A 13,242-nucleotide genomic window follows, 5' to 3' on the forward strand; every position below is an offset into this window, starting at 1 on the left:
ACCAGCTTCAAAAAACTGGTGTAGCTAAAAGTCAGATTGTTGTAGTCAAAAAGGAAAGTGCCAATAATTTGTGGTGAGGAAGTAGTTTGGGGCAATTGTCCCTGTCAGTCATACAGGCTTGCGCAATCGTCCAATATACTTATGTAATTACTGTTCTTTGATGTAAGAGCTTTTAAAACCCAGTTTCTTTAACCCGTTCTGCACATCAGGAATATGCATGAATAAATTCCAGATAAGTTTGCTGCGGTAGTTTTCTATCATTACTACAATCGGCCCCTGGTCTATGGCCAGGTGTGTTTTGGCATACCAGTTATGCTCTTCACTAAAACCATCTGCAAAACCATACGGACCCCAAATTTTATCGCCGAGATCATAATAAAAATGTTTTAATGCCTGCATGGAATATTCTGGTGTGTAAGGCATGGATGATAAAGCCGCAGTGGGCGAAATTACACCCACATCTTCCTGCGGGCAATGCGCTACATAACCCTTATAACTATCGCTGGCCGTTAATCCCCAGCAGTTCTCGCCATAGCCTTTAAATTTTTTTGGATTGTCAATGCAATAGGCGCGGTTAATGCGGGTATGATTTACCACCTGCTCCCAGTAATCCGTGTGCCAGTCTTTTAAATTATGCGGATCAATACCCATGAAAGTATAATGCTCAAAAAACAATGGCCCGCCAAATTCAAAACCCAGCGGCAGCTTTATGTTGTAATAAATTTTATCATTAACGTAAGAAGTGCTGTTTACAAAACTGTTGAAATAAACATCTGGCGCAATGGCATGGGTGGGTGAAGCGGCAGCCATAATGAATGTTATCAGGCATTCATTGTAACCGCGTATGGGAAAGTTCATATCAAAAGAATTCATTGGGCTCCAGTGCCAGTAGAGCAGCGTATTTCCACCGTTCGTATGCCAGTTCCAGTTGGCGCTGTTCCATAATTGTGTAACGCGGTTCCTGAAATATTTTTCAAGCGGCGTATCGCCTTTAAAATATTCCCTGGCACATAAAAAACCCATCAGCAGATAACTTGTTTCAACAATGTCTGCGCCATCATCCAGTTTGCCGAATGGAATGGTTTTTCCGGTTGCGCCATTCATAAAATGCGGAAAGATGCCATGATAACTATCAGCCGTGTTTAAAAAATCAACCATCTTCACCAGGCGTTTCAATGCCGTATCATAACCAATCCATTTTCTTTCCACCGCCACAATGGTTGCCAGGATGCCGAAGCCTGTTCCGCCAATAGCGCAGGCTTCAGGGCCATAAGTTTTTTTACTGAAATTAGGCTCGTCATACGCTTCATTAATATAATCCCAGTAATAATCGCCGTGCACTGTATTATCTCTTTCCCTCGCCAGGCCGCTTACCGGGTGCGCATAATGCCAGAAATAGCGGAAGGTTTGCCGCTGCACAATATCAAGTAAAGCGCTGTCAGATATATTTTTAATAATGCCAACGGGCGCAATGGAATCCGGGTAAGTTGTGTTATTGGTTTGTGCAACAGTATTTAAACAAAATGAAAAAGCAATGCTGGTAAAAACAATTTTAAATGTCATCAGGAATTGTTTCGTTAATAATACAATCGTAAACAGGAATTATAAAACTACCAAATTGGTTAAATTAAGGAGCTGTTTGAATTAATAAAATAAATGCTTACAGGCCTGACGCTTTAATTGATAACATAAAAATTGTTTGATCTACAAAGCGCATGACCGATAAGCCATATTCATTTAAATAAATAACTCAACCAGTTTCTGATGTATGGCCTATTAAATCTTTAAACAGGATGTTCCGTTGTTTGTTTTTAAAGATTAGCCACAGATGTACAGATAAAACCTGTGCATCTGTGACCACATAAATACTTTCGAATAAAAAAGCCTGGCATTACAACCAGGCTTATAAAAACGGGATAGCTATTCAAAGGTTAGTCAACCAATACCAACTTGCCTTTATACACTTCTTCTTTTCCTTCGTTATTGATAAAACTTATATGGTAATAATACATGCCGCTTGTCCAGCCTGCGAAGGCCCTGTTGTTTTGATAATTTTTCTGGTTGAACAATATTTTACCATTCATATCTGCAACGATTACATTGTTCTGCTGCGGCAAACCTTTTATGTTCCATTGATCGTAATGATGCAGCAGGTTAGGAATTACCAGTGCCGGCAGTTCAATCACTTTTGCATTGCCTGAATCACTGTTAAAGTTTGTTACCCACGGCCTGCGCGGAATATGAAATGCATCATCGTTGATGATTGTTCCAACTGCAACAGGTGAGCCGGATATGGTTGTATTCAGAGGATTGGATAAAACGAGCTTTACCTTTTCATTGGGTTCCCAATAGCGGTCGCCCACAATTTTTACCGTTATATATTTTGTTTGTTCGCCTGGTGCAAAACTCAGTGTGCCTTGTGTTGAAACAAAGTCGAAGTATATGATAGCTGTATACGTTTGGGTTTTATACTGAACGCTGCATGCTGTGGTTGCAGGTTCGCTTAAACTTACTTTGAACAACATATCTGTTTTACCGCCGTTGCCTTCTTTTACAGCGGTGTCGGCAATGGAAACTGTTATGGGAAGATAGCAACCTTCATCTACCTGGCCGTTACAATTATCATCTATTCCATTACCGCATATTTCCGTTGCGTTAGGATGAACGGCAGCATTATTATCATCACAATCGCCGCTTGTAGCTAATAATGCAGTCGCCCGTTTATAACCTGAAGGTTTAGAACATTGCGTTTTTGTATTTCCATCGCTGTAACCATCATTATCTGCATCTTTATACCAGGTTGTAGCAGGATTGACAGCTGCATTGTTATCGTCACAATCCGTGTTGTCAGTTACATAACCCGCCGGTGGCGTTGCAGAACATTCATTGATAAAGTTGGAAGCATCGCCAAATCCATCGCCGTCATTATCTGCATAATAAGTATGCGATTGATGAACTCCGGCATTGTTATCGTCACAGTCTGTGTTATTGGCTACGCCACAAGCTGCAGGTGAACCGGCTCCAAACCCATCCCCATCATTATCTGCGTATAACTGTTTCGTATCATCACAATCTGTATTATCTGTTACATAACCGGCAGGTTGCGTACATGCTTTCCGGAAAACAGATGCATCGCCAAATCCATCGCCATCAGCATCCCTGTACCAGGTAACACCACCATCTTCATCAACCTTGCCATCGCAATCATTGTCTTTGCCATCGCATAATTCAGGCGCATGGGGATAAATCGTATTATCCGCGTCGTTGCAATCTGTATTATCCGCAACATAACCCGGTGGTGGTGCAGATGCTGTAATACTTTTATTGGGATCACCAAATCCATCCTGATCATTATCAGCATAGAATGTAGATTGATTTGATGCCGTGTAATTAAGTGTTTCACTGTTATCCAGCAGGTCGTATTCTTCCGGTGTGCAATTCACAATGCCGGCCATTACAGAACCCTGGCTTGCACTAAAGAACATTTTTTTACTTACTGTTAAATTGCTGCCTGCAGTTAAAGAGAATGACACACTATCCAAAGCTATAACCGAGCCGTTCTTATCAAAAATGGTAAACCTTACCCATGCAGCGCCATCTTGAGTGCCTTTGTTGGTAATGGCATAAGAAACAAGCACACTATCACCCCTATTAAAGGTTGCTGGGTTAAGGCTGATGGCGTTATTGTTTTGTTTTGCCATATTTGGTGCGTCTCCAACAATGATGGCGCGGGTGGCTTCATTATTATCTTCCCTCTCTTCATCAAGCGTGTTATCCGGGTCGGCCACCAGCCGAATGATCTTAGTGCCTGCAATAGAGGATGAATACGTTGCCGTAGCCAGTACCGTTGTATCCTTCCCCGGTTGCAATGCATTGATCGGTATTGTTGTTCCCACCTGTATATCATCAACCAAAAATTTCAGCCTGTTGGCATTTGTTGGTTTACCGCCGCTGTTGCGCACCGTGCCCACAAGCGTGATATTTTGATTGACGTTCGGATTAAGGCTGCCGGGCGAAATGTATTGCGATAATACTTCAAAATCCGGCTTGCTATCAGTAACACGAATGTAGAAGGTGCCTTTATTATTTGATTCATTTGTTTCGCATACCACTTTTGCAGTATCAACCCAAACCGTAACTCCATAAAGCCCCGGTTGTGTAAACATATAGCTAAAGCTGCCAACGGTTGCATAAGGTGCAGGCTTCACCTCCGCAAGGCCTTCTATGCCGATGATAAGGCTATCGCCGAGGCTGTACCTTACCAGCAGGTTACCGGCATCGCGCAGGCCGTTATTGCGTATGAGCGGGTTAAAGATGTTTGTTGTATTTACCCTTACTACTGCAGGGTTACCTGCCGAACCTGTTTCGCCGGGTACCTGGTCAGCAACAAGGTCTGCTGAAAGCCAGGCCGTATCAATGTTATTCGCCAGGTTTACTTCAAATATTTCTGTGAACACATCCGCCTGCACGGTTATCATTCCACCGCAACTATTAATGGCAGAGTTTAAAATAAATGGATCTGACTGGACATCTATGAAATATTTCTCATTTACGCCGGGCACTTCTATAAGCCTTCCAATTCTGTTGCTGTCTAATGCAAACTGAATTTTGAATGATCCGCAGGCCTTGCCTGTATTTTTAATTCTCGCCCGAATAACAACAGTGCTGCCGCTGTCAAGGCTTGTAGGTGTTACAGAAATGTTCTCCACTGCAAGGTCTGTTGCCGGTACTTTAATGGTGCCATAATAAGTATTGTTGTCTTCCTTGCGTTCCTTTATATCTTTATCAATGTCTGTTACAATTTTAATCCTGTGTTTGCCGGGCGCTAATAAAAGATCGTTGTAACGGATAAGATAACCTTCCACATCATGCAGGTAAGGCACTGTTTCGGAGCGGAGTTCCTGCCATTTTCCGTTAGGCAATGAGTCGTATATCACCACCCTGTGTGCGCTTACATCCAGCCCGCAAACTGTATTTACATCATAAAACTGGAAAGCATTGGCGCCGGTTTGTTCAAATGCCTGTATCTCAATATCCGGCAACTTTGGTTCAGGGTAATACATATCATAGCCTGTCAATGTATAGTTTGTGGATTTAAAGTCTGAAGGATCGCCCGATTGCCGTTCCATATAAATATAACTGCCGCTGGCGGTAAACTTAATAGGTGTTGTATCCCTTATTACATAAATCAGCGGCTCCAGGTTTACATTCTTACCCGGAATAGCCGTACTGTCGTGCGCAACTTTTACCAGGGTATCGTTTATATAGCAATTAAGCACTGAATTGGCAATATAATCATAGCCACCCCAGAAATTGGCGGGGTCAGGTTTCCTGTATTTTATAGACCAGGTAAAGCGTAATGTATCACCAACTTTAGGCGGGCACTCCGGATATTCAGGAGGTGTAATTTCAGTTGAAGTATCTGGCTGCACGCAAGCATATTTATCCGGGCAGGGCAACGGGAACACATTGGTAGCCGGTTTACTGGTAAAGGTATAATCGGTTACTACAACATTGTATTCAAAATTGCCACCACAGCCAACATTGGTTAATCCATAAGCATAATTACCGTTTACATCTGTTGTAGTCATAATCGTTTGGCTGCCTGTTGTTATAGTTACGGTGGCGCCCGCCACGGCTACTACCGAATTGCCGGAAGTGCCATAATAAACAGCATTGCCGCTAATGTTTACCTGCTGCTGCGGACAATTTTGTATGCTGGCTGAAGTAATTACATTAATGCCGCCCGGCAAGTTGGGTGCGCCCACAATAACAGGCCTGATGGCATAGTTGTTCAATGGATTAATATCACCTGTTGTATTACTGCTGTCAACCCATACTTTTATCGGGTAGAAACCTTCTGCACTAAACGTAAAGTCGTGTGTAATAACGCCGGATGATTTAGGCCCGATATAGGGTATTACATCGCTTGCCAGCGGAATGGTATCCCTGTAAAACTGCACCGGCACATTGGTTGCCGCAATGGCTGTATTGTTGCTCACCGTGGCCGTAAGCGTAAATGTTTCACCCGGCTGCGGGTTGGCATCGCTGAAAGCAATATTATTGGCGAAGATGCGCAGGTCGAGCCGGTCGTCGGTTACAGTGGGGCCGCTTTTATATGTAGTAGAAGTTGAATTCCCATTGGCATCAGTGGCAAAGAAACGGTAGCCGGCAGTGCTGGTGTTATTGTTGTGTTTGTACACATAACTATATGCAACACCGTTTTTGTAATTGGTGCCGCTGCCTTCTTTCACCATAGCAAATACGCCTTCGCCCGAACCGCCAAAATTCTGGTCGCCATTCAGGTCGATAGCTACCTGCGGATAACCAGCCTGCGGTGGCAGGTTGTTGGCAGATTTATACAGTACTTTATAAGTGAAACTGCCTGCCTGGCTTACCTGCGGATTAACACCGCTGATTGAATTATACGGCGCACTTGCTACATAGCTTAATGCCGGTGGCGCACCAGGCACATAACCGGTGCCGCTGAGCTGGGTGATAACATCCGCTACACCAGGGGAAGAGGATATTATTTTCAGTTGGGCCATATAAGCCGCTGCGTTTGTTGGCGTAAAAGTTACGGTGAAGGTTGACGTGCTGCCTGCCGGTATTGTTCCTGCGGTGAATACAGGTGTAAATGCAGCATCAGATGCAGTAATATTTGCCAGCGTGATGGCCGTATTACCTGTGTTTATAATACCGAAAGTATAACTGCCGGCAGTGTTCACGGCAACTGTTCCGTAGTCATGGCCGGTGGCCGGTGAAATGGCCCAGGTAACCACGGGAAGCGTGGCGCTGCCGGTAAGCACGCTTCTGTAATGCCCGCTGGCAGTATTCATTACAATAGAATCCGTGAAATTGCCTTTCAGCGTGGGTGCAAAAGTTAACTGAATGGTGTCCTTCCCGTTGGCAGGAATTGTAAACGGCGCTGTAATGTTTGCGCTGAAAGGCCCGTTAAGACTCAGGTTGTTGATAGTTTGCGGGCTTGCACTATGATTAATGATGTACAGGTTTTGGACTGATGTATTACCCGTTACCACATTACCAAATGCAATGGTATCGGCTGACAGCGACAACAGGTCGGTATAGAAAGTATCTACATTCGACAAACTCCACCTGCCCTCCTGCGACAGGGTGCGCACATACAAATAATGTTTGCCATTGCTTAACTGGGAAGTATTTACAGTGGACTGAACATTGGCAATATCTTTTCCGGGCGTTACCGCAATGGCATGACCCTTCCCAAAGCCCGGGTCGTTATCAATAAAATATTCTGCCGCAAGAATGTTTTGCGCTGCGGCAGGCGCAACCGGATAAGCCGGATCTGAAGCAACCTCAAAACTACTTAGATTGGTAAGGCCCCAGCGGCCTTCTGCATTCAATGTGCGAACATATACACGGTGCACGCCATTGCTGAGGCCGGTTGTATTTACACTTACATTGATATTGGAAATATTCAAACCTGGTGTTACGGTAATGGCTATGCCGTTTCCAAAGCCCGGGTCGTTATCAATAAAATATTCAGCAGATACAATGTTTTGTGCGGCTGCAGGTGATGCAGGATAAGCAGGATCGCTGCTCACTTCAAAACGATTAAAGCCGGTTAAACTCCAGCGGCCTTCTGCATTTAAGGTACGCATGTATAAACGGTGAACCCCATTGCTGAGGCCGGTTGTGTTTATGCTTGCACTCATGTTGGATATATTCAAACCTGGTGTTACGGTAATGGCTGTGCCGTTTCCAAAGCCGGGATCAATATCAATAAAATATTCAGCAGCAATTATATTTTTAGCTGCTGCGGGTGCGGTTGGATATGATGGGTCGCTGTTAACAATAAATGAGCTGTAATTAACAAGGCTCCATTTACCAACGGCATTTTTCGTGCGCAGGTACAAACGGTGCACGCCATTGCCTAAACCGGTAGTATTAACTGTTGTGTTGAAGCTGGCTATATTCAAACCCGGTGTTATAGTAATGGCTGTGCCTTTGCCGAAGCCGGGATCGGTATCAATAAAATACTCCGCCGCAACAATATTTTGTGCGGCTGCAGGCGGGGCAGGATAGGAGGGATCAAAATCTACTGTAAACAGGTTGTAGTTAGCAAGGCTCCAGCGGCCACCCTGGTTTTTGCTGCGTATGTACAAACGATGCACACCATTTGCTAAGCCGGCAGTGTTAATTGTTTTGGTGAGGTTGGCAATATTTAAACCCGGTGTAAGGGTAAGCGGAGTGCCGTGGCCAAAGCCCGGGTCTGTATCAATAAAATATTCAGCCGTTATAATATTTTGTGCGGCTGCAGGCACCGGCGGATAAGCAGGGTCTGTTTGCGCTTTTACACAAAAGCACACAGCCAGTGCCAGTATGGTGAATAGGTTTTTCATTTTACTTATATAAAGTGAACCACTGAAAATGTTTTTGTAATTACAGCAAGTGTGCGGCAGTATATTATGGGCGAAGTATTCTTTTAAATGAAATGCGGGAACCGGCTCAAACTTCTCCCGGGTAACCGGAAAAATTCCCGATAAAACTCATTTTTTCCCCCAGAAAACCGTTTTCCTTCCCCAGAAAATTCAAAAAACCCCTCAGAAAACTATTTTCTTTCCCCAGAAAACTCATTCTTTTTCCTGTTTTCCCGATATAATTCCCCGGAAAACTCCTTGTTCTCCCCAAAAAAACTATTCATTATACCTGCCGATCTTTACCCGGGCGCTTAAAGCCGCCCGGTTGAGCCTTCTTTTTCACTGATTTTAAAAAATACTGCAGCAAGGTATCAGGGATTACTCCTCGTGCTGAATGTAATGTTCATGCTGCTGGTGCCTGAAGCAATGCTTGCGGGAACAGTTAATTTATAAATGGCAGGTATATTGGGAATGCCTGAGAGTATATAAGGATCAGGGCCGCCAAAAGGGCCGCAGTCTGGTTTTACAACTGAACCTACTGTTAACCCGGCCTGTTTGGCAGGTGAACCGGATGCTAATTTCCATTTGGCATCTGCGCTGCCGGTGCCTGCAAAAAGCTGGACATCGGTATAACCGTAACTGTTATTATTGCTGCCAACATACGCTGTAAAAGTTGAAGGCGTACCTGCAGAGAGCGTATTCTTAACCACGGTGTTGGTAAATACATAATCATTCCAGCCTGAAAGCAGATTATTGGCAAAATATCCGTTTACAATGTGAATGGCCCCCCGGAAAACGTTATTGCGGATTACATTGCCTGAGCAGGCGGTGTTTTCCATATTAATCCAGGTGTCAACAATATTATTGCTTACATCCCAATTCTGCATTACCCATGCGCCGTCGCCGAAATTGCCTGTTATATAATTTTTATTGACCTTCCAGCCGCTTAGTATGGTGCCGGGAGTATAACCGTAATAATTTCCAATACCGGTAACGCGGCATCTTGTAATGGTAAGGTTATCTATGCTGCTGCCGCCGGCTCCCGGCCCAATTAAAAAGTTTACTGTAAGCCCTGTAAATGTGGAGCCTGTACCGGCTGAATCTAATACTACGCCGTTAATAACAGCAGCGTTTGGATTATACTGCAGGCCGGGGTTGTTAGTGCTGTCTAAAAAGTAACCTGTACCAATTAATACAAGTTTTTTTGAAATGGTTATGCCGCCATAATCGGTTGCACTGGCTTCAAAATAAAGCGTATCGCCGCTTTGCACTGCGCTGTTTGTTACAGCCGCATTAGCGGAAGTGAAATCTGCATTTACGCCGGCATTATTATTTATGCGCCATACCTTGGCGTGGGCGCTAAAACTAAGACCTGTTAAGATTGCGAGTATCAAAGTAGAAATCTGTGTTTTCATAAAACATATTTTGGTTTAACATTTTTAATGATGCGAATATGAAAACAATGCGTTGTTAAATATATCCTCTAAAAACATGATTTTTTAAAACCTGGCGGGGATAAAGGACAGGGATGTAAAAACAGGAGGGTGTTATGTCAAAGCGCACAATAATATTTTGATACTGCTTTTAAATATTATTGAAAATTTTGGGGTGAGGGGATTTCTAAATCTTTACAAATTGATAACAAGGTTGTTTTTTATTTCCTTATGCGGGGTACTGATGTAAATTTCTTATTAACCTGATTTTGATAAATAGCCTGGTTGCCTCCTTCACGAATTAACAGGCAATTTTATTTTTGCAAATACTTTATAAAATTTGATTGTTTCATTAAGCCAATTCAAAAACTTCTTTGATAACGTTACGGTCTCCGGTTTCTTCATTTTTTAAAGAACGTTGCGTTTCAATAACAAGGCTGAATGCTTCTTTAAGATTTGCTTTAGCTTCTTCCAGTGTTTCTCCCTGCGTATTTATACCAGGCAGCTCTTCCAGATAAGCGATATATCCGCCTTCTTCAGCTTCTTCAAAAACAGCAGTAAATTTTATATCTACTTTCATAATAAACCTTTTTCAAATTTAATCTTTATTAACCGGCAATTGTGTAAACATTTGTTTAATGTAAATTGTTTTGTACATCTAAAAATTGCCTGCACATTTCCACTTTGTCGGTATTAATAACATCAGCATTAAGGTTTATGATTGTTTGCCAGCACTGCTGCGTATCAGGCGCTCCCCATAGCCTTACGGGTTTGCCGGTTGCATGTGCAGCATTAATAACATTTACAAGTTTAATACTGTCTGCAGCGGGCAAGGTACCATTACCATTCCAGTGAGAATATGTACGAAAATTATCACTTATCATTACTATTTTTTCCAAATCCTGCGGTGCATAATGTTTGCCGGGCAAACCATCAAACATTATATAAGGCGGATAGGTATGAAACGTAGAATCTGCAGGCCTTTCACCACTTATAAAAACCTGTACGGCATTTTTGTTTACTTCCCTGTTAAATACCCGGGGATATTGCTGCAACAACTTTATCAATGCAGGCAGAGCCTGCGCCTGGTTTTCTTTTATATCAATCATTAAATAAAAGCTATGCACATTTTTTCCAGTATCAAACAATTCTGCAATAGGCTGAATGTACATGTTGTTTAAACTGTTGGCCGGCCTGATGTCGGTTTTATTATGGGCAACCATTAATTCGCCATTCACATAATATACGTCGGCTTCAATAACGCCGGCTTTATGGTTGTAGGCATCCCAAAAAGGAACGGCGTGTGTATAATCGTTATGCGAATGAATAATAGGCTGGGCAAACGCAGCATTGGTAAATAATAATATTGCTGCAATAAAATAGAATCTAAAAAGCTGCTTCAATGTATTTCGTTTATGTTTATTCAGTTACTGTAAAGCTAAGTTTGGCAAGTCCTTTTTTTACCTCATCACAACTCATAAATAATTTCCATAACAAGCCGCTGCGGTAATTTTCCATCATTACTACAATGGGCCCCTGGTCTATGGCAAGGTAACGTTGCGGATACCAGTTGTCTGTTTCGCTAAAGGCATCATAAAAACCATAAGGCCCAAGCAATTTATTTCTGAGCGTTGAATCGTTATACCAATGCTTCATGGCAGCCATTGACTGCTCCAGCGTATATGGAAAAGATGATAAAGCCGCCGTTGGTGAAATAACACCCAGATCATTTATCGAATCGGGGGCATGTGCAGCATAACCTTTTACAGAATAACTTGCCGTTAAGCCCCAGCTATCTTTGCCATAACCTTTAAATTGTTTGGGATTATCAACACACCATTCATAATTCATCTTTGCCATAGTGCTCATCTCTTTCCAGTAATCAGCGTATTGATCTTTTAATCCATGCGGGTTTAAACCAAGCCATGAATAATGTGCCCAGAATAACGGCCCGCCATGTGGCGGGTTGCCCTGCATAAATAAATGCAGCGTATCATTTTTATAATTGCTTGTTTTATTGATGGTGCCATTTTGGGCCCAGCCTTCATGATATACTTCTGCCGGTACGCCGTGCGTTGGTGAAGATGCTGCCAGTATATACATAATTAAACATTCGTTATAACCATGCACAGCAAAATTTTTCTTCCATTCATAGTTTGGGCTCCAGTGCCAGTATAATACATTTTGATTGTTTTGGCGATACCAATCAAACTCCACTGCCTTCCATAAACTATCAATACGCGCTGCTAATTTTTTTTCATCATCATCACCGTCTTTAAAATATTGCCGCACACATAAAAGGCCTTGCATTAAAAAGCTTGTTTCCACAAGATCGCCGCCATTATCATCAAAACCAAACGGGCGTACATGGCCGTTTTCATCCAGCAACCAATGCGGGTAAGCGCCGTGAAAACGGTCTGCTTTTTCAAGAAAGTTTACAATTTTCTGCAGGCGTTCAAAACCTTGCTGCCTCGTTATATAATTGCGTTCAATGCCTGTAAGAATGGCCATCAACCCAAAGCCACTGCCGCCAACGGCAATGGTGCTTTGATCATTTTCCGGGTAATCGCCATCGATGTGAATGCGCTCGGCGGCCATGCCGCTGTTGGGTTCGGCGCCTGTCCAGAAATAATCAAAAGTCCTGCGCTGAATGGTATCGAATAAAGCGGAGTCGGAGATATTATTTACTGCACCGTTATTTTGTTGTTCAGGATGCGAATTGCAGGCTGTGGTTAATGTTATAATGATAATTGCGGGGAATGTGTATTTATTCATAGCGCGATTGTTTAAATAACGTGGTCAGACGGCTCAATGCCGTCAGACCGTTAGCAAAAATCAGTGTTTTTATTTTTATAAGATTCTAAAGTATCTTTTTCCAAACACTTCCAGTTAACATCAATAAACCTTGCTGCCAATTCTTTATTTATTAAAGTGCCTTTTCTTAACCCTATATAATCTTTATACGATGAATATTCCCAATTCCTTAAATCGGTCACCAGCTTTGCACGCAGCGGATTTTGATGAATATAGTGAAAAATGTTTCTTGCGTAATCAGTTGAAGATTTAGTAACGACATCTGCTTTGGTTTTTTGCCTGAATAGTGAACCGCTTGCATGCCGTTGTTTATTGATGGCTACAGCATAATTACTCAGGCATTTTCTTATACCATCCGGTAATTGAGTAAGGTTTAAACTACCAACCTTTAATTTTTGAATGGAATCATTATTCGTATGAATAAGGAAATGAAAATGATTTGGCATGAGGCAATAAGCAATAGTATCAGCAAAAGGGTTTACCGTTTTTCTATAATGCTGAAGGAAATAAAGATAATTTTCGTGAGAGAAGAATATTTGTTGTTTGTTATTTCCCTGGTTGTAGATGTGGTACAGCTGATCTTCTTCGAAGTGCAT

Annotated in this window: 7 protein-coding genes; all 7 read right to left on the minus strand. The window is 42.5% G+C overall.

Going from position 1 to position 13,242, the window contains the following annotated elements; genetic code table 11:
* Positions 1 to 147: 147 nt before the first annotated feature.
* Positions 148 to 1,563 carry a glucoamylase family protein gene (locus ACTHN6_RS01910; protein ID WP_440434019.1) on the minus strand — a complete coding sequence of 472 codons (1,416 nt, stop codon included), beginning with the start codon at positions 1,561 to 1,563 and terminating at the stop codon, positions 148 to 150.
* Between the two features lie 368 nt (positions 1,564 to 1,931).
* Complete coding sequence (locus tag ACTHN6_RS01915) at positions 1,932 to 8,381, minus strand: CARDB domain-containing protein (RefSeq protein WP_440434020.1); 6,450 nt, start codon at positions 8,379 to 8,381, stop codon at positions 1,932 to 1,934.
* 389 nt (positions 8,382 to 8,770) lie between these two features.
* Entirely contained in the window at positions 8,771 to 9,814 is a 1,044-nt protein-coding gene (locus ACTHN6_RS01920; RefSeq protein ID WP_440434021.1) for a hypothetical protein, read from the minus strand.
* A 370-nt stretch (positions 9,815 to 10,184) separates the two neighbouring features.
* Positions 10,185 to 10,412, minus strand: a complete 228-nt coding sequence (locus ACTHN6_RS01925) for a type II toxin-antitoxin system HicB family antitoxin (protein WP_440434022.1) — start codon at positions 10,410 to 10,412, stop codon at positions 10,185 to 10,187.
* Between the two features lie 55 nt (positions 10,413 to 10,467).
* Positions 10,468 to 11,235 (minus strand): hypothetical protein, encoded by a 768-nt coding sequence (locus tag ACTHN6_RS01930; protein ID WP_440434023.1) that lies wholly within the window; start codon positions 11,233 to 11,235, stop codon positions 10,468 to 10,470.
* A 16-nt stretch (positions 11,236 to 11,251) separates the two neighbouring features.
* On the minus strand, positions 11,252 to 12,607 hold the full coding sequence (locus ACTHN6_RS01935) for a glucoamylase family protein (RefSeq protein WP_440434024.1): 1,356 nt from the start codon (positions 12,605 to 12,607) through the stop codon (positions 11,252 to 11,254).
* Positions 12,608 to 12,657: 50 nt separating this feature from the next.
* Positions 12,658 to 13,242, minus strand: a complete 585-nt coding sequence (locus ACTHN6_RS01940; protein WP_440434025.1) for a transposase — start codon at positions 13,240 to 13,242, stop codon at positions 12,658 to 12,660.

This window comes from Parafilimonas sp., assembly GCF_051953455.1.
Classification (GTDB): Bacteria; Bacteroidota; Bacteroidia; order Chitinophagales; family Chitinophagaceae; genus Parafilimonas.